Here is a 22,465-nt window from a genome sequence, read left to right as displayed (position 1 = left end):
GCCCAGGCGGACGCCATGCTTCTTCTCGAACAGGTCCTTATACTTGGCGCGCGCCTCGATCACCGCCGTCATGTCGACGTCGTTGAACGTGGTCAGCATCGCTGCCGTATTCTGCGCTTCCTTCAGGCGGCTGGCGACCGTCTGGCGGAGGCGGGTCATGCGGACGCGCTCTTCCTTGCGACCACCCGACGAAGATGCCGGAACCGCAGCGACAGGCGCCGGGGCCGGGGCAACCGGAGCCACCTTGGGCTGGTTCTTCGCAGCCGCGACGACATCGTCCTTGGTCAGGCGGCCGTCCTTGCCGGTGCCTTTGATCTTCGTCGGGTCGACGCCATATTCGAGCACGGCGCGGCGGACGGACGGCGACAGCGTCACCGGATCTCCCGATTCGTCATCGGCCGGCGCGGCAGCGGGCTCAGCCGGTGCGGCAGCTTCGGCCTTGCCAACTGCGGTCTGATCCTCGACCGCCGGGGTCGCCGCCGTCGCGGCGCTGGCGCCTTCCTCGATCCGCGCGATCACCGCGCCGACGTTCACCGTATCGCCCTCGGTGACAACCAGCTCACCCATCACGCCGGCAACCGGCGAGGGGACCTCGACCGCGACCTTGTCGGTCTCGAGGCTTGCAATCGGTTCGTCGGCCTTCACCGCCTCGCCCGGCTTCTTGAGCCACTGGCCCAGCGTCGCCTCGGTGATCGATTCACCGAGCGTCGGAACAACCACATCGGTAGCCATCTTACTTACCCTTCGATTCGTGGCCGAGCGCGTCGGCGATCAGTGCCGCCTGCTGGACGGCATGGTTGCGGGCGAGACCGGTCGCCGTCGCAGCGGCAGCCTTGCGGCCCGCATAGACGGCACGCTTCGGTGCGCCCCCATTTTCGATGAGAACCTTCTCGATATAGGGCTCGACGAAGGTCCAGGCGCCCTGGTTCTTCGGCTCTTCCTGTGCCCACACCACTGTTTCGAGATTGGGCATCCGGCTGAAGAAGCTGATCAGCGCATCCGCCGGGAACGGATAGAGCTGCTCAAGGCGCAGGATCATCGTGTTCTTGTCGCCCGCCGCGTCGCGTGCCTCGGCCAGCTCATAATAGAGCTTGCCCGACACCAGCACGACCCGACGCACGTCGGCATCGGCCGGCGGGTTGGTGTCGCGCAGAACGCGCTGGAAGCGGCTCTCGCCCATCATTTCCTCGGCCGTCGACACCGCCGACTTGTGGCGGAGCAGCGACTTGGGCGTCATGATGATCAGCGGCTTGCGGAACTGGCGAACCATCTGCCGGCGCAGAATGTGGAAATAATTGGCCGGCGTGGTGCAGTTGGCGACCTGCATATTGTCTTCCGCGCACAGCTGCAGATAGCGCTCGAGACGTGCGGAGCTATGCTCCGGCCCCTGCCCTTCATAGCCATGCGGCAGCAGCATCACGAGACCGTTCACGCGCAGCCACTTCGCCTCGCCGGACGAGATGAACTGATCGATGATGACCTGCGCGCCATTGGCGAAGTCGCCGAACTGCGCTTCCCACATGACCAGCGTGTTCGGCGCAGCCGACGCATAGCCATATTCGAAGCCCAGCACGCCGAACTCGGACAGCGGGCTGTCGAGCACCTGGAAACGGCGGTCCATCGCCGACAGCGGGATGTACTTGTGCCCATCCTTCTGGTCGACCCACACCGCATGGCGGTGGCTGAACGTACCACGGCCAGAATCCTGGCCGGACAGGCGGACAGCATAGCCGTCGCGCAGCAACGACCCGAAGGCGAGCGCCTCGGCGGTCGCCCAGTCGAAGCCCTTGCCGGACTCGAACATCTCCTTCTTGGCGTCGAGGATGCGGGCGAGCGTCTTGTGGATCGAGAGCCCCTCGGGAACCGTGGTCAATTGCTTGCCCAGGTCGCCGATCGCCTCCGCGCTGATGCCGGTCACCGCAGCGCGGCGCTCGGTGATCGCCTCACGCGGCTCGGCAAAACCGGTCCAGTCGCCTTCGAACCAGTCCGCCTTGTTGACCTTGTACGCCTTGCCAGCCTCGAACTCGGCCTCGAGTTGCGCGACGAACTCGGCTTCCGTCTGCGGCGTCCAGTCGGCGTCGATAACGCCCTCTTCGACCAGACGCGCACTATAGAGCGCGCTGACCGGCGGATGCTTGCGGATTTCCTCGTACATCAGCGGTTGGGTGAAGCCCGGCTCATCGCCTTCGTTATGGCCGAAGCGGCGATAGCACCACATGTCGATCACGACGTCGCGCTTGAAGGTCTGACGGAACTCGGTCGCGACCTTGCACGCCCAAGTCACGGCTTCGGGATCGTCGCCGTTGACGTGCAGGATCGGCGCCTGGACCATCTTGGCGATATCCGACGGATAAGGCGACGAGCGCGCGAACTGCGGCGAGGTGGTGAAGCCCACCTGGTTGTTGATCACGAAGTGGATCGTGCCGCCAGTATTGTAGCCGCGCAGACCGGAGAAGCCGAAGCACTCCATGATGATGCCCTGACCCGCAAAGGCGGCATCGCCGTGCAGCAGGATCGGCAGGACGCGCGAGCGCTCCAGATCGTCGACCTTGGTCTGCTTGGCGCGCGCCTTGCCCAGCACCACCGGATTGACGCACTCCAGATGGGACGGGTTCGGCGACAGGCTCAGGTGAACCTTGTTGCCGTCGAACTCGCGGTCGGTCGAGGTACCGAGGTGATATTTGACGTCGCCCGAACCACCGACATCGGCCGGGTTCGAAGAACCACCGGCAAATTCGTTGAAGATCGCGCGGTACGGCTTCTCCATGACGTTGGAGAGCACGTTCAGACGGCCGCGATGGGCCATGCCGATCACGACCTCGTTCACGCCATAGGCGCCGGCATATTTGATCACCGCTTCGAGCGCGGGGATCATCGATTCACCGCCGTCGAGGCCGAAGCGCTTCGTGCCGACATATTTGCGGCCGAGAAACTTCTCCCACTGCTCGGCGTGGATCACCTTGTTGAGGATCGCCTTCTTGCCTTCGGGCGTGAAGCTGATCTCGGCGTCCTTGCCCTCGATGCGGGCCTGCAGGAAGCGACGCTCTTCGACGTCGCTGATGTGCATATATTCGATGCCGACATTGCCGCAGTAATTCTTGCGGAGGATGGCGATCAGTTCACGGACGGTCGCCCGCTCGAGGCCAAGGAAGCCCGCGATATAGACCTCGCGGTCCATGTCGGCTTCGGTGAAGCCATGCCAGGCCGGGCTCAGATCCTCGGTTTCGTCGCGCTGCGAAAGGCCGAGCGGGTCGAGGTTGGCGAGCAGATGGCCGCGTACCCGATAGGTACGGATCAGCATGATGGCGCGAATCGAATCGAGCGCGCGTCGCTCGATCTCGGCCTGGCTGATGCCCTGCGAAGCCGGCGCGGCGACGGGTGCCGGAGCGCCCTTCGCGGGCTTCGGCGGCACGGTCATCTGGGTCGGATCGAGCGCTGCGGTCAGCGAGTCGGTCGTCGACGGAGGCCAGTTGGACCGGGCCCAGCTCGGACCCGACACATCGGCTTCCACTGTCGCGAAATATGCCTGCCAGTCAGGCTGTACGCTTGTCTTGTCGGCGCAATATTGCCGATAGAGCGATTCTACGAAGGAAGCACTGACTCCCTCCGGTCCGTCGAAACCGACGCCTTCGATACCCATCTCACCATCCTTGTCTGCACCCACCCCGGGACTTAGGCCCGAAGCACAGCAATGTGGGTTGATACTGTCGTTAAATGAACGAGGCGTGAAACGCCGCCCCCGCCCGAAGGCGGGGGTAGTGGTTCTATATTAGCCCTTGAGCACTTCCGCCAGCGTCGTGCCCAGTTCGGACGGGCTGGCCGCAACCTTGATCCCGGCCGCTTCCATGGCCGCGATCTTGTCCTCGGCGCCGCCCTGGCCACCCGAGACGATCGCACCGGCATGGCCCATGCGACGGCCCGGAGGCGCGGTACGACCGGCAATGAAGCCGGCCATCGGCTTCTTGCGGCCGCGCTTGGCCTCGTCGCGCAGGAACTGCGCGGCTTCTTCTTCGGCGGAACCGCCGATTTCGCCGATCATGATGATCGACTTGGTTTCGTCGTCGGCCAGGAACAGCTCCAGGACATCGATGAAATTGGTGCCGTTGACCGGATCGCCGCCGATCCCGACTGCGGTGGTCTGGCCCAGGCCGATGGCCGAGGTCTGGAACACCGCCTCATAGGTCAGCGTGCCCGAACGCGAGACGACGCCGACCGAGCCCTTCTTGAAGATGGAGCCCGGCATGATGCCGATCTTGCACTCTTCCGGAGTCAGAACGCCGGGGCAATTCGGGCCAATCAGGCGCGACTTGGAACCCTGCAGGGCACGCTTCACCCGGATCATGTCGATCACAGGAATGCCCTCGGTGATGCACACGATCAGCGGAACTTCCGCGTCGATCGCTTCCAGGATAGAATCGGCCGCGAAGGGCGGCGGCACGTAGATGACGCTGGCGTCGGCGCCGGTCGCGGCGACCGCTTCATGCACGGTGTCGAAGTTCGGCAGGCCGATGTGGGTGGTGCCACCCTTGCCCGGCGTCACGCCGCCGACCATCTGCGTGCCATAGGCCAGCGCCTGTTCGGTGTGGAACGTACCGGTGTTTCCGGTCATGCCCTGCGTGATGACCTTGGTATTCTTGTTGACCAGGATACTCATGTGCCTGTCGAACCTTCCTTATGCCTTGGGGAGGCGTGTCCCTGAAATCGATTAGGCGAGCGAGCTGTCGATGCCCTTGCAGGCAACCAGCAGTTCCTTCACCGCGTCGACCGACACCTGCAGATTGGCCTTGGCCTCGTCCGACAGATCGATCTCGACGATCTTCTCGACGCCGTTCGCGCCGATGATGACCGGAACACCGACATAAAGGTCGTCGACGCCATATTGGCCGGTCAGATAGGCGGCGCACGGCAGGACGCGCTTCTTGTCCTTCAGATAGCTCTCGGCCATCGCGATCGCCGAGGTCGCCGGCGCATAGAAGGCCGAACCGGTCTTCAGCAGAGCGACGATCTCACCGCCACCGCTGCGCGTGCGCTGCACGATCGCATCGATGCGCTCCTTGGTCGACCAGCCCATCTTGATCAGATCGGGGATCGGGATGCCCGCGACGGTCGAATATTCGACGACCGGAACCATCGTGTCGCCATGGCCGCCGAGCACGAAGGTGGTGACGTCCTGGACCGAAACGTCGAACTCTTCGGCGAGGAAATGCGCGAAGCGCGCCGAATCGAGCACGCCGGCCATGCCGACGACCTTGTTGTGCGGCAGGCCCGAAAATTCGCGCAGCGCCCACACCATCGCGTCGAGCGGGTTGGTGATGCAGATGACGAAGGCGTCGGGGGCGTTGGCCTTGATGCCCTCGCCAACGGCCTTCATGACCTTCAGGTTGATGCCGAGCAGGTCGTCGCGGCTCATGCCCGGCTTGCGGGCGACACCGGCGGTAACGATGATGACGTCTGCGCCGGCGATGTCGGCATAATCATTGGTGCCCTTGAGCTTCGCATCGAAGCCTTCGACCGGGGCGCACTGCGACAGATCGAGCGCCTTGCCCTGGGGAACGCCCTCGACCACGTCGAACAGCACGACGTCGCCGAGCTCCTTGGAAGCGGCGAGGTGGGCCAGGGTACCGCCGATGTTGCCGGCACCGATCAACGCAATTTTAGTACGAGCCATCCGACTCCTCCGACATGAAGATCGTTTAGGGAGGCGGCCACGCGCACGCGGACGCCCGAAGTGCGACGCCCGCTTAGCTCCGCGATCCCGAAGGGGCAACTATTGCATGGGCATGGCGGACAAGTTTTTTGGAGAGGAGACAAAGCTGCGTTTGGGCGCTTCTCTGCACCGTCCGGCGCATCGCCGATTCCACGATCGTCGTCAGCTGGCCCCTGGCCGTCGGCGCGCGCCTTCGCCCGGTTGATAGCGGGGAGACTTCTCCAATCCGTTGAAGTAGATATCCCCTAGGGAAACGGGGGTATGGATCATGCGCAGGCATGTAGGGCTGGCTGCGGCCGCGACGCTGTCGATGCTGTGGTTTCAGGAAGCGGCAGCGGGGGCCGTTTCGGCCATGGCCGAGGTGGCACCACCCTCGGTCGCGCAAAGGGCCAAGCTCGAACGCATGAAGAAGGCGGCCGACGACCTCGACGAGGGCGCCGATCCCGCCGCCTATCGCAAGGCGTGGGAAGACGTGCTCGCCTATGCTGCGACCCTCTATCCGCCCGGTCATCCGGAACTTGCCTGGATCGAGGGCGAACTGGTCACGGCGGATTATCTTCAGGGCGACATCAAAGGTGCCCTCGCGCGCGCTGAACGACTGGCGCCGCTGCTGGAGGCCGGCGGTGCCGCCTATCGCGACCGGCGCATGGAGCTCGCTAATGGGCAGGTCGTCATCCTGATGACGCTGAGCGAGCATGACAAGGCGCGCAAGCTGGCGGCCGAGGTGCTGGAATGGCGCATCGCGACGAGCCGGGGCGAGCCCAGCAGCAATGTCGCCGCCGCTTATTCCAACCTGGCCAATGCCGAGTTCGAGTTCGGCAATTTCGACAAGGCGATCGAGCTTGTCCGCAAGGCCAATGCGGAAGACCGACGCCATGCGAAGATACCGGTCAACGCCGCGCCGCGCTTCTCCAACCTGCCCGTTTATCTGCTGCAGTCGGGCCGGCTGGAAGAGGCTGTCGAGCAGGCGCGTATCACCCAGGAGACGCTGGAAGCCATATTGCCTGCCGGGCATCCCTTTCTCGCGATCAACCTCAACACCCTCGCGCGCATCCTGCTGACGCTCGGTCGGCCCGCAGAGGCGGAGGCAGTCGCTCGAAAAGCCGTGGACATCGCCGTCGCCCGCTTCGGTCAGAGCCAGCAGGCGGTCAGCTATATGGCGATGGTGTCGCAGGCCCTCACCGCACAAGGAAAGACGCGGGAAGCGATCGACATCGCCCGTGAAGCCAGCGCAATTCTGACGAATGCGCTCGGCCCCGATGCCCAGCGCACATTGATCGCGCGCGAGGGCGAAGCCGACGCCGTCGCCGCGTCTGGCGATGTACCGCAGGCCATCGCGATCCAGCAGGACGTGGTCGCCGCGCGCGACGCCAAGCTGCCGCCCTTCCACCGCGACCGGATCATCGGCCGCGACCGGCTGTCGACCTTGCTGTTCCGCCGGGGGGATATGGCAGCCGCAGCCGCGGCCCAGCGCGAGGCACAGCAACTGCGCGGCGCGACCTTCCCGGCCGACGACGTCGCAACCCTCACCGGCGAAGCGCGGCTCGCCGCGATCGAGATACGCAGCGGGGATCGGGCGGGCGGGTTGCGGCGGGTCGAGGCGGCTGGACAGTTGCTCGACGAACGGCTCGCCCGCCTGCGCGCGACGGGTGCGCGCCGTTCGGGGCTCGAGATCGAGATTCGCGCCGCTTATGGCTGGGCGCTCGATGCGGCCGTCGCGGCCGGGGACGAGGCCCTCGCCTTCCGCTTCGCCCAGCGGCTGCTCGACAGTTCGGCGGGCCGCGCGGTGCGCGACGAACTGGCGCGATCGACGGCCAGGGACCCGCGCCTCGGCGAATTGCTGCGCCGCCGACAGGATGCGGCGATCGAGCTGGAGGCGCTGCTCGACCGCCAGTTGCGCCTCGCCGGACGAGGCGCCGACAAGGCCCTGATCGACGAGGTCGCGCTCCAGCGAAAGGCTGCGGCCGGGCGGCTCGCGGACAGCAGCGCGGCGCTCGCGGCCCAGGCGCCGGAGCTGGCGACGCCGGCCGGCGCGGTTCCCCTCGCGCTCAATCAGGCCCGGGCCGCGCTGAAGGGTGACGAGGCGATGCTGGTCGTCGCAGCGGGCGAACGGGGGCTGACCCTGCTTGCGATCAGCAGCGACAGCATCGCCATGACGACCTCCCCTGCGACGACGCAGGATGTTGCAGGCCTCGTCGCGCGACTGCGTGACGGACTGGGCGGCCCTGCGGCGCAGACCCGCGCCGCGCTTGCCGATAGCCGACCGACCAGCGCCTTCGACTTCGACGCGTCCGCACGCCTCCACGAACTGCTCTTTCCCGCCGCGATCCGGAAGGTCGTCGCCGGCAAGCCACGCCTGCTCATGGCGAGCAATGCCAGCCTGACGACCCTGCCCTTCGCGCTGCTTGCGCCGCGCCAGGACGCGCCCTCGCTCGCCCGCGCCCGCTGGCTCATCCGCGATCATGTGCTGGTCACGCTGCCGTCCCTCTACAGCCTGACCGCGCCGCGCACGACCGCAGGATCGCGCGAGCTGCGCGGTTTCGTTGCCATCGGTGCGCCGGACCTGGCGCCGAGCGGCACCGCCATGGCCTATCGTTCGGCCGAGATGGCGCGCAAGGTGCGCGACCTGCCCTCGCTGCCCGCGACCGAGCCCGAGCTACGCACCGTCGCACAGGCGCTCGCCGCCCCGGAACAGTCGATCCTGACCGGCAAGCTCGCGACCGAGGCCGCAGTGCGCGAAGCCGATCTGACCCGGGCCAGCGTCCTTGCCTTCGCCACCCATGGGCTGATGGCGGGCGATCTCGACGGGCTCGACGAACCGGCGCTGGTGATGACCCCCGCTGCGCCCGACGACGGGCTGCTGACCGCCAGCGAGATCATGCGCCTGCGCATCGCCGCCGACTGGGTCATCCTGTCGGCGTGCAATACCGCAGCGGGCGGCGGCGGCGGCGACGACAGCGGCCTCGCCGGCATCGCGCGCGCCTTTCTCTATGCCGGCGGGCGCAACCTGCTCGCCTCGCACTGGGCAGTGCGCGACGATGCGGCGGCCTATCTGTCGGTCGAGACGGTGCGGCGCTACGGGCGCGGCGCCGACCCGGCCGCCGCGCTGCGCAAGGCGATGCTGCGGATGATCGACGGCAAACCGTTCGAGGGCGCCGACCAGCCGGTCAACTGGGCGCCCTTCGTCTTCGTCGGGCGCTAGGCCGAAACCTGCTCGTCGAGGCCGTGGCCGGCGGCGAGATAGTCCTCGCTCTGCATCTCCATCAGGCGCGAGACGGTCCGTTCGAATTCGAACGCGCCGTCGCCGTCGGGATAGAGCGATTCCGGCTCGGCCGCCGCAGTCGCGAGCAGCTTCACCTTATGTTCGTACAGCGCGTCGATCAGCACCTTGAAGCGCGCGGCCTCGTTGCGGTTCTCGGGCGTCATCAGCGGAATGCCGACGATGATCACCGTATGATAATGGCGCGCAATCGCCAGATAGTCGGCCGCCCCGCGCGCCTCGGCGCAGAGCCGCTTGAACGAGAAGACCGCGACGCCCTTCAGGCTTTTCGGCACATGCAGCGTCCGCCCGCCCTGCACCGCGATGTCGGCGGTGGGGACATGCGCCTTGTCTTCGGGCGGATAGTCGGTCAGGCGGAAGAAGGCGTCGGATACCGCCTTGGTCGCCTCCGGCCCGATCGGGGCATACCAGACCGGAAAGCCGCCCAGCCGTTCGAGCCGATAGTCGGTCGGGCCGTTGAGCGGCAGCACATCGAGCCGCTCCTGGATCAGGTCGATGAAGGGCAGGAACAGCTGCCGGTTGAGCCCGTCCTTGTACAGATCGCTCGGCGGGCGGTTCGAAGTGGTGACGACGGTGACGCCCGCATCGACGATCAGCCCGGTGAACAGCCGGCTGAGGATCGCCGCGTCGGCCATGTTGTTGACGACCATCTCGTCGAAGGCGAGCAGCTTTGCCTCGGCCGCGATCGCCTCGACCACCGGCGGGATCGGGTCGCCCTTCTCCTTGGCGCGCTCGACCCGCAGGCGATCATGCACTTCGAGCATGAACTCGTGGAAATGGACGCGGCGCTTGGAGTCGACCCGCACGCAGTCGTAGAACAGGTCCATCATCATCGACTTTCCGCGCCCGACCCCGCCCCACATGTAGAGGCCGCGCACCGGCGCCGGCGCCTTGCCCAGCATCCGCCACAACAGGCTGCCCTTGCTCGGCCGTTCCTCCAGCGCCTGGGCGAGCGCATCGAGCCGGACGATCGTCGCGCGCTGGTCGGGGTCGGCGCGCAGTTCGCCGGCCGCCAGCATCTCCTCATAGCGCGCAAGAACGGAGGTCATCGCGGCTTGCGCACCGTGGCGATGAAGCTGGCGATCATGTCGCCCTCCTGATCGATGACCCCGCGCAGGAATTTCATCCGGCCGGTCTCGCGCACCGTTTCGAGCAGCAGGTCGATCGGGCGGGTCAGGTCCGCGCCGCCCGCGAACTGGGTCGACAGGTCGACGGTCACCCCGCCCAGCGCCTTGTCGTCGCCGCAGGCGAGCGGCCCGACGAACAGCGCGACGTCGATGAAGGTGAGGAGCGCCCCGCCATGCAGCCCCCCGATCATGTTCGACAGCTGCTGCTGCGGCTGCATCCGCAGGCGAACCCGGCCCTCGCCTTCGCAGCGCACGGCCAGTTCGCCCAGCAGCGTGTTGAAGCGGACGGCATCATGGCTGCGCCACAGATGCCACCCGTTCAGTTCGGGATGCGGCCGGACGCTGAAGGCGCTCGTTTCGTCCACCATCAGCGTGCGGCGATCCCGTCCGTCTTCGTCAGAGCTGGCGCTCGACGACCATCTTCTTGATCTCGCCGATCGCCTTGGCCGGGCTCAAGCCCTTGGGGCAGACATTGGCGCAGTTCATGATCGTATGGCAGCGATAGAGACGGAACGGATCCTCGAGCTCGTCGAGGCGCTCGCCGGTCATCTCGTCGCGGCTGTCGGCCAGCCAGCGATAGGCCTGGAGCAGGATCGCCGGGCCCAGGAACTTGTCGCTGTTCCACCAGTAGCTGGGGCACGAGGTCGAGCAGCAGGCGCACAGGATGCACTCGTAGAGGCCATCGAGCTTCGCGCGATCTTCCGGCGACTGCAGCCGCTCCTTGCCCGACGGGTTCGGCGTGACCGTCTTCAGCCAGGGCTGGATCGACGCGTACTGCGCGTAGAAATGGGTGAAGTCGGGGACGAGATCCTTGATCACGTCCATGTGCGGCAGCGGGGTGATCCGAACCTCGCCCTTGCAATCCTCGATCGCGGTCGTGCAGGCGAGGCCGTTCTTGCCGTTCATGTTCATCGAACAGGAACCGCAAATGCCCTCGCGGCACGAGCGGCGGAAGGTCAGCGACGGATCCTGCTCGCTCTTCATCTTGATCAGCGCGTCGAGGACCATCGGGCCGCAGTCGTCCAGATCGATCTCGAACGTGTCGTAGCGCGGATTCTCGCCGCTGTCCGGATCGTAGCGATAGACCTTGAACGACTTGACGTCCTTGGCTCCGGGGGCGGCCTTGTGGACCTTACCGCTCTTCTGGATCTTGCTGTTCTTCGGGAGAGAGAACTCAGCCATGACTCGAAACCCCTGCCTTGATTGGGTTGCGCGATAGCGAATTGATCCGCGCGGCTCAACGCCCAAAGCTAAACAAATATGACCGAATACCGCCATCTTCCCCTTGGGCCGGGTGCGGCACGGCCCCGCCGCATGGCGGCAAAGCCCCGCGAACCCGGCCTTGAACGGGCATGGCGAACCGCTACAAGCCCGCAATGTCCACCAGCGCCGCGCCCGACGATTTGCCCCCCGGCTCCCGCCAGGTCGCCAAGGGCGCCGGCACCGCCCTGCTCGCCCGCGCGGGCGGCGTGGTCGAGATCATCTCGCAGCCGCTCTATGTCTGGCTGTTCGGCCTGCCGACCTATGGCCTCTACATGGTGCTGTGGTCGGCGGTGAACCTGGTGGAGAATTTCGCCGACCTGGGCATGACCAGCGCGTTGCAGCGCGTCGTGCCACAGGCGAAGGACGATGCCGAGCGCGCCGGCCTGCTGCGCAAGGCGATGCTGCTTGGGCTGATCCCCTGCCTGCTGATCGCGCTGGGGGCGAGCCTGGGTGCCCCCTATATTGCCGAGTTGATGAACGTCGCCGCCAAGGACCGCGACAAGCTGGCGACGGGCATCGCGCTGTTCGCCTGGGCGCTGCCGCTCTGGGCCTATCTGGAAATCGCCACCTCGGCCCTGCGCGCGAGAAAGGCTTTCGGCCCCGAAATCCGCCTGCGCGTGATGTGGGAACAGGTGATGCGGATGATCGCCGCCATCGTCCTCAGCCTGCTCGGCGCCGACACGCTGGGCCTGTTGATGGCGCATCTCTGCTCGCTGGCGCTGACCTGCATCTTCTCGACCCGGCTGCTTGCCCGCTATTACCGGCTGGACCTCGTTCTTAAGGGTGGCGGCAAGCCCGATCCCGAAATGACCATGCGGACGCTGCTCGCGGGGCTGGCCGTATTGCCCAGCAACATCGTCAGCCGCCTGTTCGCCGATGCGCCCCCGCTGATCCTCAACGCGATCATCCCCGGCGCAGGCGGGGCGAGCGCCGCCGGCCTGTTCGCGATCGCGCGCAAGCTGGCGAGCGGCGTCCAGCTGATCCGCCAGGCCTTTTCCTATGTGATGGCCCCGCTCGCGTCGGAAGCCGCACGGCACGACCGCCGCCACATCCTCGAAATCTACGGCTTCGCCACCCGCCTGACGATCGCGGTGGCGACCCCGGTCGTCTGCACCATCGCCGGCGGCGGCCGCGCGCTGCTGGCGCTGTTCGGCTCGGCCGCCCAGCCCGCCTTCTTCGCGCTGGCCCTCCTCACCTTCACCCGCCTGATCGAGGCCGTCGCCGGACAGGCCGCCGCGATCCAGTCTGTGATCAGCCGCTACCACCACCCCCTGATCGGCAGCGCGATCGGCCTCGCCGCCGCGCTCGCCGTCGGCGCGCTGCTGCTGCCGCAGGGCGGGATGGACGGCATGGCGATCGCGGTGTCGACCGGCATCGCCATCTCGGTGCTGGCCCCGATGGCCCAGCTGTGGATCCACGACCGCCTCCACCCCTTCGCTCCCCCCTTCCTGCGGACGGCCAGCGTGTCAATCCTGGTCGGTGCAGGGATATTGGCCCTGTCGCAGGCGCTGACGCCCTTCCACCATCTGGTGCGGATCGGGGTCGGTGTGCTGCTGCTGGCCGGCGGGATCTGGCTTTCGGGAAGGTTCGGCCTGGGACGCGAGGACAAGCTGGCGTTGGGCAAGACGGCGGAGCGGTTGCGGTTGGTGTGAGGGGTAATAGGTGGCCAAACTGGCTTGGCCATCGCTCAGCATATTTGTCACACGCCCGGCGCCGACAAGAGCCAAAAGGCTGTTTCAGCAGGCGGGCCAGCGCAGGCAATCCGGGCTTTTGATGGTTCTGCCTATGCTGCCATCAGTTCAAATTGGTGGCTGACCGCCCACGGTGCGGTGGCACAGATCAGTTCTGCAGGATATCTTGATATGATGCAGTGGAATGACCTACCCGAGAGCGAACTGACGCGCCAACTGAATGCTCAGGTGCTCACTCACCCCACGAATGCGGCGTTCGATGAGGCCAAATGGCGATCCGCGGTTGCCGCGTTCGCCGCGCCAACGGAGCGCGATTTGCAGCTCGGCGTCGCAGCCATCCATTTCGGGCGCGAACTGATGTCGCTTCGTGTTTCCGCTATCCCTCCCACCGTGCAAGGTTTCAACCGTCACCGACTTATCCGACTTCTTGCCGCGTTCGCGAACCAGCAGTATCTCACCCTGCAGCAAAAGGTTCGCAAGGCTCTGAAGGTCCAGAAGAGCCGCAGATTCTTCGACATGGAGCGCGCTCAGCAGCTGGTCGTGGAAGGCGCGAACGGGCAGGAGATGCCTCCCGACGACCTGCTTACCTATCTTGTCGACAGCTTGCCACATTGGCTTTTCCATGTCTGGCAGGTAGCCGATGACGCATCATCTGACGAACCGGAATCGGCGATCAGTTTTGCAGCTCATGCTTTCCGTGTTTTTTCGATCGAGCATTCGCTGCGCCATCTATGGCTGGAAGCACTCTGGCTCGGTACGAGGCTTCGCAATGACGGCGGAACCCTAGTGGATGAGCCATGGGACCGCGACCTTGCTGGACGGTGGCTTGCCTGGGACCAACGTGACCTGCAGAATATGACCGCAGAGTTCCATATCGATGCGGGCGCACATATCATGACGGGAGGAAAACTTCCTCCCGTCGTTCCAGCGATAGAGCGCACTGTAATCCGCATTTCCCGCCCACCGAGTGGTCGCCGTGTATTCGTCACCGGCCGCGCCTCTGGCGCGATAGCCCAGCAGCGCAGCCACGTTAGCGAGAGAGATGTCCTTGACCGCGTCTATACTGGCCTCTTCATGGACGAGGCACTGCCGAAGTCGCCGGGCGGCAATCTCACATGTCGTGAACTTTGCCGCGCGTGGTGGATATTGAAAGACATGGCCCAGCTCGCCGCCGATGATCTCGGACCCGCATGGTGGGAAAACGATCGTGATGTGGAGCGATTCTCGCTCACGGTCGCACGGGACGACCTAATCAGAATCTTCACCGAGTGTCTAAACGTGACAGAGGAACGCGCCCAATCCTTCGTAGATTGGTTTACGTGCAATCCCGACGATACCCGTCGCATATTCGCGAAAAGCGTATGGGCAGAACCGTTGCTGCCCAATCCGAGCACTGGCAATCTCCATATCCTGCTCGCCCCCCTGCTGTCCGCCTCACCGGTGAAGCGCGTCGAGGCGTGGATGGAGCGCGGCGGCATCTCGGACAGCCATGGCGTGAAGGGGCGTGGGAAGGCGTTCGAGCGGCATGTCCGAAAGGTGGTGTCGGATGTCCTCGCCGACAACGAACTTCTCACCGACGTGTCCACTGCGGAGCACGGGCTTAAGCGGCGGGGTGAGTCTGAGGAGATCGATCTTCTCGTACGAGTGGGGAATATTCTACTTGTGGGGGAGGTGAAATGCTTCGTAGCTCCGAGCGAGCCAACGGAAAAGCGGAACCATCTGAACAATCTAGACAACGCAACCGCCCAAGCGGAAGTGAAGCGCGCGTGGGCCGATACCAACCGAGAAGCGTTGGCGGAGACTCTCAACGTTGATGCTGCTCAGGCGGAAAGGCTGCAAATAATACCCATCGTTGTGTTGAACCACGGTTTTGGGATGGGCCTGGAACGCTATGGCGTGCCTGTTGTTGATCTTCACTACCTGAGGTTACTGCTCGGATCGGGATGTTATCAAAGCGGCACTCGCTTCGAGCGGGACGTCGGCATGGCTTACGACACGGTCACGCTCTACCGATCACAGGCGGAGTTCGAAGCGAATATCGAGGTTCTCCTTCGAGATCCGCCACCATTGAAGAGGTTTTCTGAACGTCTGCTTTGGCGTCGTATCCCGTTCATGACGTCGAATGGTCGACCATTTATGATTGAACTGCCTGCGATTTCGGAGGAAGCGCCACCCAGTGCAATTCGAGACATGCCAGCGTTTAAGCAACGGAAGAATCGTAGCTAGCCCGACCAATCATGCATTGGATTTCAGTGTTGTCGCGTACTTTCGGCGACAACGTTCCTTTGTCCATCGAGCGCGCTGAAACCGACCTGACAACTTCCGGAACAAATTTTGCCGACTGCTTCCATATATCCCTCACCCCCTCACCTCGCCCGCAAAATCCCCTCCGCCATCGCGTGGTCGGACACCTTGTCCACATCGATGCACGCCTCCGCCTGCGGCAGCAGCACCGCCGTCGCCTTCAGCCCGAAACGCTTGCCCACGCGGGTGATTGCCTGACCGAGCGTCAAAATGCGCAGCGCGATCAGCAAAGCGAGGCCGGGGCCGAAGGCGCCCAGGATGGCGCGGGCTTTCTTGCGTTGCTGTTCGACGTGGCGCCACACGGCGAGGAGCGACAGCGCCTTCGCGCTGCCCAGCCAGAACAGGTTCGTCCCCGAATAGGCGCCGCCGCGAAAGGGGAGCCAGGTGCGGCGGTTGCCGGGATAAGCGGCCTCCAGCGTGCGGCGCTCGACCAGGCCCACTGCCATGTCGCTGCCCGCCGCGCCCACCAGGAAGCGGTCGAGGATCGCGTCTGTCAGCAGGACATTGTCGGCGGTGGTGACGAGGAAGGGATAGCCGCGCGGCATCGCGTCGATCGTCGCGGTGATCGTCTCAGCGATCGAGCCAGCGGCCTCGCGCGTCACCACCTTCGCCTCGTCGCGCAGCCAGCGGGTCGCCGGATGATCGAGCAGCGCGTCGGCCTGCTGCGCCACGATCACCACCCGGCCGACATCGGCGCGCGGTACCAGAACGCTCGCTACCCAGGCGAGCATCGGCTGCCCGGCAATGTCGATCAGCGCCTTGAACGGTTGGTCGAAATGTTCGGACAAGGGGTCGACACCGGGCCGCTGCCCTGCAAGGAGAATTACGGTATATACCATTTTGGTCATGATCCCGCATTGCCAGCCATGGCGGCGATGGGCAAGGAACTGACCGACCCGCTCCGTTTTAAGGAAGACATGACCAGCAACGCGCCGCTTAGCGTCCGCTCGATCGGGACGAATTCGACAAAAATCTGGGGCATGACCAGCGAAGAGCGGCTGCGCCGCATCGCGCGGGCACAGAAGCTGTCGACGCGGCCGCGCGACGGGGGCCCGGTGCTGCTCGTCGCCGCGAGCCATGTGTTCGAGCCGGCCTGGCTGAAGTTCATGGCCGACCGCCCCGGACAGCTGCTGACCCTGAACGGCGAGCCGGTGATCGCGCATGTGCCCGCCGGTGCGGCGGGCGCGGATGGCGAAGGCTTCCCTGCGGGGCTGGAGGAGGTCCGCGCCGAGGATCACCGCGTCTTCTACAATGTCGTCCTGCGCAAGCGCGAGGAGCCGGTGATCGAGCGGCTGACGCCCGACAGCGTCAAGCAGATCGAGCGGGCGACCTATTTCGGCGCCTATAAGGGCGTCACCGACATCCTCACCAAATATCTGTGGCCCGAATGGGCGCTGGTGCTGACGCGGATCGCGGCGCGGATCGGCATGTCGCCCAATATGGTGACGTCGATCGGCGCGATCCTGTGCGTCGCGGCGACCTATTATTTCTGGTTCGGCCAGTACTGGACCGGCATGGCGCTGGGCCTCGTCTTCATGGTGCTCGACACGGTCGACGGGAAGCTCGCCCGCTGCACGATCACGTCGAGCAAATGGGGCGACATCTTCGACCATGGCATCGATCTGGTCCACCCGCCCTTCTGGTGGTGGGCGTGGGGCGTGGGTCTGGCGAGCTGGGGGCTGGCCTTCACCCATCTGGAATTCGCGCTTGTGATGATCGCGATCGTCGCGGGCTATGTCGTCCAGCGGCTGATCGAGGGCGCCTTCATCCAGCGCTTCGCCGGCATGCACATCCATGTGTGGGAAAAGATCGACAGCGATTTCCGCCTGATCACCGCGCGGCGCAACCCGAACATGGTGATCCTGTTCGTCGCCACGATCTTCCAGCGCCCCGATATCGGCCTGATCGCGGTGGCGGTGTGGACCGTGCTCAGCTGCGTCTTCCACGCGGTGCGGCTGGTGCAGGCGTTGCGCCGCCGCAAGAAGGGCATCAAGATCCGCAGCTGGCTGCAGGTCTGAGGACAGGACGGGGATGACGAACGCGACGATCGAGAAGTTCGGCTTCCCCGCGACGCTGATCCATGAGTATCGCCACTGGGTGATACTGCTGCGCCCGGCCCAGCCGACGCTGGGATCGCTGGTCGTGGCGGCGAAGTCGGACGCGACCGCCTTCGGTGACCTTCCGGCCAGGGCCCATGCCGAGCTTTCGGCGGTGACCCGCGACCTCGAACATGCGCTGCGCGGCGCGCTGGCGTTCGACAAGATCAACTATCTGATGCTGATGATGGTAGACCCCCACGTCCATTTCCACGTCATCCCCCGCTATGAGGGCGAACGCGAATGGGCCGGCGTGTCGGTCACCGACGCGGGTTGGCCGGGACAGCCGGTGCTTGGCCAGGCGGTGACGCTGACGGCCGAGCAGGTCGAGGCGCTGAGCGGCTGGCTCAAGGAGCTGTGGCCGGTTTGAAGGGGACTTCGGTCTCAATAATGACGGTCGATCTTCAACCCATACTGACCGATGGTGACATCAGGCTTCGGCCATTGCAGGCCGGGGACTGGCGCGCGCTCCATGCGGTCGCGTCGGACCCGCTCATCTGGGCCATGCATCCGGCGCGAGACCGCTGGCAGGAGCCCATCTTCCGCACCTCCTTCGACGATGCGATGCGGAGCGGTGGCGCCTTGGCCATCACGCGGACCGGGACGGGTGAGATCATCGGCTCCTCCCGCTTCGACCGGGCCCGGGCCGGCGAGGACGAGGTCGAAATCGGATGGACCTTCCTCGCGCGGTCGGAATGGGGCGGACCCACCAATTTCACGGTCAAGCGGCTGATGGTCGGCCATGCGCTGCGCTTCTTCGAGCGGGTGATCTTCGTCATCGGCGCAGACAATCTCCGCTCACGCAGGGCCGTGGAGAAGATCGGGGGTCGGCTGACCGAGCGCATGCTGGACGTGCCCATGGCCGGCGCCATGGTTGCACATGTCGTCTATGCCATCGATGGGCAGGATTTCGCCTCGGGTCCGCTGAGCCGCTAAGCGAGCACAGCCGAAGCGGGACCTCCCTACTTCGCCCAGCTTTCCGTAAGAGCGCGCGCGATCGGCAGGTCTTCGGGAAAGTCGACCTCGGCCCAGCGCAGGCCCTCGATCGAGACGGTACCGACCACGCCCGACGGCGCCAGCGCGTGGATCGCCTTCAGATACCAGTTGAGCACGCCCTCGGGCGTCCGCATCATCGCCTCGACCTGCCGGCGGAAAATGGCGGGGCCTTCGCCCCTGAACGCCAGCATGCCGATCGATTCCGCATTGGTCTCGGCCGGTTCCAGCCGCTTGCCGATCTGCAGCAGGCGATCACCGTCGCGCTGCACCTTCATGTCGTCGAGGTCGTAGCTGTCCTTGACGTCGATCGTCACCGTGATCGGCGCGGTGGCGCCCGCGATCAGCCGGCCGACGATCTCGGGCGAGACCAGCGTATCGCCGTTGAGGATGATGAAGTCCTGGTCCATCTCCTCGCGCACGATCCAGCAGGAACCGAGATTGTCGGCGACCTTGTAGAAGGGGTTGAAGCGCGTCTTGATCGTCACGCCCGGAAGCGCCAGCGCCGCGAGCGCGGCCTCCAGCTTCTCGTCGCGAAAGCCGGTGACCACCACGATCTGGTCGATCCCGTTCGCGACCAGCGACGCGATCTGCCAGGCGATCAGGCTGCGGCCCGAAAAGTCGATCAGGCATTTGGGCTGGTCGGCCGTCAGCGGCAGCAGGCGCGACCCCTGCCCGGCGGAAAGAATGATGGCTTTCTTCATGGGGGTGCGTGCCTAGGCACCAAATGCGGCAGGATGATGAAGCGAGCGGGGCAGGATGGCCCTGCCCCGTCGCCCCAAACTTACCGGTCCTCGACGAGAAGATCGCGGAAGCGGCGCGGCTGGCTGCGCAGATATTGCGGCGGCACCTTCACCTGCGCGCCGAAATGGGCGGCGGCATGCCAGGGCCAACGCGGATCGTACAGTAGCGTGCGCGCCAGCCCGATCAGGTCGGCATCGCCCGTCGCCAGGATCGCCTCGGCCTGCTCATACTCGGTGATCAGGCCGACCGCGACGACCGGGATCGACACCGCTTCGCGCACGGCGCGGGCCAGCGGCACCTGATAATTGGGGCCGACCGGGATCGCCTGACGCGGGTCGAGTCCGCCGCTCGACACATGAATCGCGGCCGCACCGCGCGCTTCGAGCGCCTTGGCGAAGGCGATCGTCTGCTCGATGTCCCAGCCGCCCTCGACCCAGTCGGTGCCCGAGACGCGGACGCTGACCGGACGATCGGCGGGGAAGGCCGCGCGCACCGCGTCGAACACTTCCAGCGGGAAGCGCATCCGGTTCTCCAGGCTGCCGCCATAGGCGTCCTCACGCCGGTTGGAAAGCGGCGAGAGGAATTCGTGGAGCAGATAGCCATGCGCGCCGTGGATCTGGATCGCGTCGAGGCCCAGCCGGGCCGAGCGCCGCGCCGCATCGGCAAAGGCGTCACGGATACGGTCGAGCCCGGCCTTGTCGAGCGCGGTAGGGGCATTTTCCGACGCCTCGAACGGCAGTGCCGAGGGCGCGACGGTCTGCCAGCCATTGGCGTGATCAGGCGCCAGCTGCGCACCGCCCCGCCAGGGCAGATCGGTCGACGCCTTGCGGCCGGCATGGGCGAGCTGGATCGCGATCGGCATCGTCGAATGGCGGCGCACCGCCTCGAGTACGCGGGCCATCGCCGCCTCGGTCCGGTCGTCCCACAGGCCGACGTCGGCGAAGCTGATCCGCCCCTCGGGCTCGACGGCGGTAGCCTCGATCGTCAGCAGGCCGGCGCCCGAGGCGGCAAGTTGGCCCAGATGCTGAATATGCCAGTCGGTCATCGCGCCGTCCTCGGCCGAATATTGGCACATGGGGGCGATGACGATGCGGTTGTCGAGGGTCAGGCCGCCGACGGTGAGCGGCTGGAAAAGCTTGGCAGCGGACACGAATATCTCCTGATCGCGGTGATCGGTACGGAGCCGACATAGGCATCGAGGCGCATAAACGCATCAAAGCATCTCGCGGGTCATCCATAATTTATGTTATGTATAGACCATGCAGCTGCAGCAGCTCCGCACCTTCGTCGAGGTCTATCGCCGCCGATCGATCAGCGAGGCGGCCCGCGTGCTGGGGCTGACCCAACCCGCCGTTTCGCAGCATGTCGCCTCGCTCGAAAGCCAGCTGGGGCGCCCCCTGTTCGAACGCCATGCGCGCGGGGTGCGGCCGACGACGATCGCCGACGACCTGGCAGCCAGCCTCGGCAATTCGCTCGACAGCGCAGAGGCGGCCCTTGCCTCGATGCGTGCGCGCTCGTCGGAGATTGGTGGCGTCGTCCATATTGCAGGCCCGTCCGACTATATGGCCGAGAGCGTGGCCCCCCGGCTGGATCCGCTGCTCAAGGCCGGGCTGGAACTACGCCTCCACGTCGGCGGGCGCGACCTGTTGTTCGATATGCTGCTCAACGGCCGCACCGACCTCGCCTTCATAGTGTCCAGGCCCGACGATCCCCGGCTCACCTTCCAGCCCCTGGGCACCGAAAAGCTCCACGCCTGTGCCTCTCCAGCCGTGGCAAAGGCAATCGCGGACAGCGCCGATCTCGCCGCCGCCCTCGCCGACACACCGCATCTGGCCTATGATCTGGAACGCCCGGTGGTGCGGACATGGCTGCAGGCGAACAGGCTTCCCCTGCCCCCGACTATGCCGGTCGTGACCGCTCCAGATCTGCGTGTGCTGCGGATGATGCTGTGCAACGGCACCGGCTGGACGGTGCTGCCCGACTATCTCTGCGCCGCCTCCGTGGCTCGCGGCGGGCTCGCGATCATCCCGCCGCCCGTCGCGACGCCCGAGAACCGATTCCACCTCGCCTGGACTCCCAGCGCACTGCGCCAGCCGCGTGTCGCCTTCGCCCGCACCCTGCTGATCGAGGCACTCAACGGGGCGTCGGCAGAAAGCCGTTAGCCTCGCTTTAACCATATAAGCCTAGGCCGGACGCCGACATTTCCAGCATCGGACGCCCAGCATGATCCCAGCGCGCTTCATCGACCCCGACCTGAGCCTCGCCGAACTCGCGGAACCCAATGACAAGCTGGGCTGCACGGTCTTCTCGGGCGGCCGCGCGATCCAGGCGGGCGAGAGCCTGCTCGGCCGCAGCCGCATCTTCGACGAGATCTGGCAACGCTGGAACGATACGCCGCTGGCCTGCGAGGACCAGTGCTCGGCGCGTTATTATTTCGACCTGGTGCAGACGCTGCGCGACTTCAACGGCGAGTTCGACCATGTCGTCGAGGTGGGCTGCTATATGGGCGGCGCGACCTCGATCCTCGCCGGCTGCATGGACCGGTTCGACTTCACCCTCGATATCGTCGACCTCAGCGCCAATTATCTGCGCTACGCTTATGAGCGGGCGCGGCGCATGTATCCGGAGGCCGCCGGCCGCATTCGCCTTTTCCACGGCGACCTGCCCGCCTATGTCCGCCATGTTATGCTGACCGAGGCACCCCGCCGCACGGTCGTCCACCATGACGGCGCGCATCATTTCGAGATCGTGGTCAAGGACCTCGCTGCGCTCTCCTTCGCGCGCGAGCAGCTGCACGCGATCATCGCGCAGGATACGCATCTGCGCGGCACCGCCAAATATATGAACTTCGTCGACATGGCGCTCTACGCCGTGTTCGGCATGGACCTCAGCTATGCCCCGATCGGCTCGGTCTATGACGAATATGACCCGGTGACCCAGCCCAACATGTATCAGGGCAATTATTTCATGCCTGGCGCGGCCGAAGGCTTCGTCCTGCCGATGAATTGCAACGATTTCCGCTATCCGCACCCGCTGTTGTCGATAGACGATTTCCTGCCCGCCCCGCACGAGGACGCGACGCCGCTCGACGAGGCGGCCTGATCGGCACGCCATGTAGCGGACAAAGCGGACAAAAAAGGGGGCTGCGAGGCCCCCTTTTCCGTTTCGAAGCTGTCGGCTGCGATCAGTAAACGCGTGCCTTCGGCTTGATATATTCGACCTCGTCGGTGAGCGTATAGTCGTGCACCGGACGATAATCG

Annotated in this window: 18 protein-coding genes; 8 read left to right on the top strand and 10 right to left on the bottom strand. The window is 65.5% G+C overall.

The genetic code is table 11. The features are described from left to right. The 4 genes from KAY22_RS10965 to mdh all read right to left on the bottom strand — a co-directional run. A partial coding sequence (locus KAY22_RS10965; protein WP_296623259.1) for a biotin/lipoyl-containing protein occupies positions 1–732 on the bottom strand: 732 nt, incomplete at its 3' end. 1 nt (position 733) lies between these two features. Further along, on the bottom strand, positions 734–3,640 hold the full coding sequence (locus KAY22_RS10960; protein ID WP_296623257.1) for a 2-oxoglutarate dehydrogenase E1 component: 2,907 nt from the start codon (positions 3,638–3,640) through the stop codon (positions 734–736). Between the two features lie 129 nt (positions 3,641–3,769). Continuing rightward, positions 3,770–4,654, bottom strand: coding sequence for a succinate--CoA ligase subunit alpha (gene sucD, locus KAY22_RS10955; protein ID WP_165324524.1), 885 nt, complete (start codon positions 4,652–4,654; stop codon positions 3,770–3,772). A gap of 51 nt (positions 4,655–4,705) precedes the next feature. Then, a complete protein-coding gene (gene mdh / locus KAY22_RS10950) occupies positions 4,706–5,668 on the bottom strand; it encodes a malate dehydrogenase (RefSeq protein ID WP_165324523.1) in 963 nt (320 codons plus the stop codon). Positions 5,669–5,975: 307 nt separating this feature from the next. Between mdh and KAY22_RS10945 the strand changes: the two genes are divergently transcribed. Then, on the top strand, positions 5,976–8,909 hold the full coding sequence (locus KAY22_RS10945; protein ID WP_296623251.1) for a CHAT domain-containing protein: 2,934 nt from the start codon (positions 5,976–5,978) through the stop codon (positions 8,907–8,909). Here the strand turns inward: KAY22_RS10945 and zapE are convergent. From zapE to KAY22_RS10930, 3 genes are read right to left on the bottom strand one after another with little or no spacing between them, the layout of a single operon-like run. Beyond that, the gene (gene zapE, locus KAY22_RS10940) at positions 8,906–10,036 is read right to left on the bottom strand and encodes a cell division protein ZapE (protein WP_296623249.1); all 1,131 of its coding nucleotides are present in this window, start codon (positions 10,034–10,036) and stop codon (positions 8,906–8,908) included. The two genes, KAY22_RS10945 and zapE, sit on opposite strands and share 4 nt — an antisense overlap. Continuing rightward, positions 10,033–10,482, bottom strand: coding sequence for a PaaI family thioesterase (locus tag KAY22_RS10935; protein ID WP_296623246.1), 450 nt, complete (start codon positions 10,480–10,482; stop codon positions 10,033–10,035). Before KAY22_RS10935 ends, zapE begins: the two co-directional genes overlap by 4 nt. Before the next feature lie 28 nt (positions 10,483–10,510). Then, positions 10,511–11,296, bottom strand: a complete 786-nt coding sequence (locus KAY22_RS10930) for a succinate dehydrogenase iron-sulfur subunit (RefSeq protein ID WP_296623244.1) — start codon at positions 11,294–11,296, stop codon at positions 10,511–10,513. 170 nt (positions 11,297–11,466) lie between these two features. On the opposite strand from KAY22_RS10930, the gene KAY22_RS10925 reads away from it, so the two are divergent. Continuing rightward, the gene (locus KAY22_RS10925; RefSeq protein ID WP_296623242.1) at positions 11,467–13,029 is read left to right on the top strand and encodes an oligosaccharide flippase family protein; all 1,563 of its coding nucleotides are present in this window, start codon (positions 11,467–11,469) and stop codon (positions 13,027–13,029) included. A gap of 24 nt (positions 13,030–13,053) precedes the next feature. After that, entirely contained in the window at positions 13,054–15,294 is a 2,241-nt protein-coding gene (locus tag KAY22_RS10920) for a hypothetical protein (RefSeq protein ID WP_296623241.1), read from the top strand. A 140-nt stretch (positions 15,295–15,434) separates the two neighbouring features. On the opposite strand, the gene KAY22_RS10915 is transcribed toward KAY22_RS10920, so the two are convergent. Beyond that, positions 15,435–16,220 carry an NTP transferase domain-containing protein gene (locus KAY22_RS10915; protein ID WP_296623238.1) on the bottom strand — a complete coding sequence of 262 codons (786 nt, stop codon included), beginning with the start codon at positions 16,218–16,220 and terminating at the stop codon, positions 15,435–15,437. 69 nt (positions 16,221–16,289) lie between these two features. Here KAY22_RS10915 and KAY22_RS10910 point away from each other — a divergent pair, with 69 nt between their 5' ends. From KAY22_RS10910 to KAY22_RS10900, 3 genes are read left to right on the top strand one after another with little or no spacing between them, the layout of a single operon-like run. Further along, positions 16,290–17,390 (top strand): CDP-alcohol phosphatidyltransferase family protein, encoded by a 1,101-nt coding sequence (locus KAY22_RS10910; RefSeq protein ID WP_296623236.1) that lies wholly within the window; start codon positions 16,290–16,292, stop codon positions 17,388–17,390. Between the two features lie 13 nt (positions 17,391–17,403). Further along, a complete protein-coding gene (locus KAY22_RS10905; RefSeq protein WP_296623233.1) occupies positions 17,404–17,838 on the top strand; it encodes an HIT family protein in 435 nt (144 codons plus the stop codon). Between the two features lie 20 nt (positions 17,839–17,858). Continuing rightward, positions 17,859–18,404 (top strand): GNAT family N-acetyltransferase, encoded by a 546-nt coding sequence (locus KAY22_RS10900; RefSeq protein WP_296623231.1) that lies wholly within the window; start codon positions 17,859–17,861, stop codon positions 18,402–18,404. Positions 18,405–18,430: 26 nt separating this feature from the next. Here the strand turns inward: KAY22_RS10900 and KAY22_RS10895 are convergent, their stop codons facing one another. Together KAY22_RS10895 and KAY22_RS10890 are read right to left on the bottom strand one after the other, a co-directional pair. Next, a complete protein-coding gene (locus KAY22_RS10895) occupies positions 18,431–19,165 on the bottom strand; it encodes a phosphocholine cytidylyltransferase family protein (RefSeq protein ID WP_296623229.1) in 735 nt (244 codons plus the stop codon). A gap of 80 nt (positions 19,166–19,245) precedes the next feature. Continuing rightward, positions 19,246–20,355 carry an NADH:flavin oxidoreductase/NADH oxidase gene (locus KAY22_RS10890; protein WP_296623227.1) on the bottom strand — a complete coding sequence of 370 codons (1,110 nt, stop codon included), beginning with the start codon at positions 20,353–20,355 and terminating at the stop codon, positions 19,246–19,248. A gap of 109 nt (positions 20,356–20,464) precedes the next feature. Here KAY22_RS10890 and KAY22_RS10885 point away from each other — a divergent pair, with 109 nt between their 5' ends. Then, positions 20,465–21,367 carry a LysR family transcriptional regulator gene (locus tag KAY22_RS10885; RefSeq protein WP_296623225.1) on the top strand — a complete coding sequence of 301 codons (903 nt, stop codon included), beginning with the start codon at positions 20,465–20,467 and terminating at the stop codon, positions 21,365–21,367. Between the two features lie 61 nt (positions 21,368–21,428). After that, on the top strand, positions 21,429–22,307 hold the full coding sequence (locus KAY22_RS10880) for a class I SAM-dependent methyltransferase (protein WP_296623223.1): 879 nt from the start codon (positions 21,429–21,431) through the stop codon (positions 22,305–22,307). The last annotated feature ends 158 nt before the right edge of the window (positions 22,308–22,465 follow it).

This window comes from Rhizorhabdus sp., assembly GCF_018006725.1.
Taxonomy (GTDB): Bacteria; Pseudomonadota; Alphaproteobacteria; order Sphingomonadales; family Sphingomonadaceae; genus Rhizorhabdus.
This window is presented reverse-complemented; position numbering and strand designations above follow the sequence as displayed.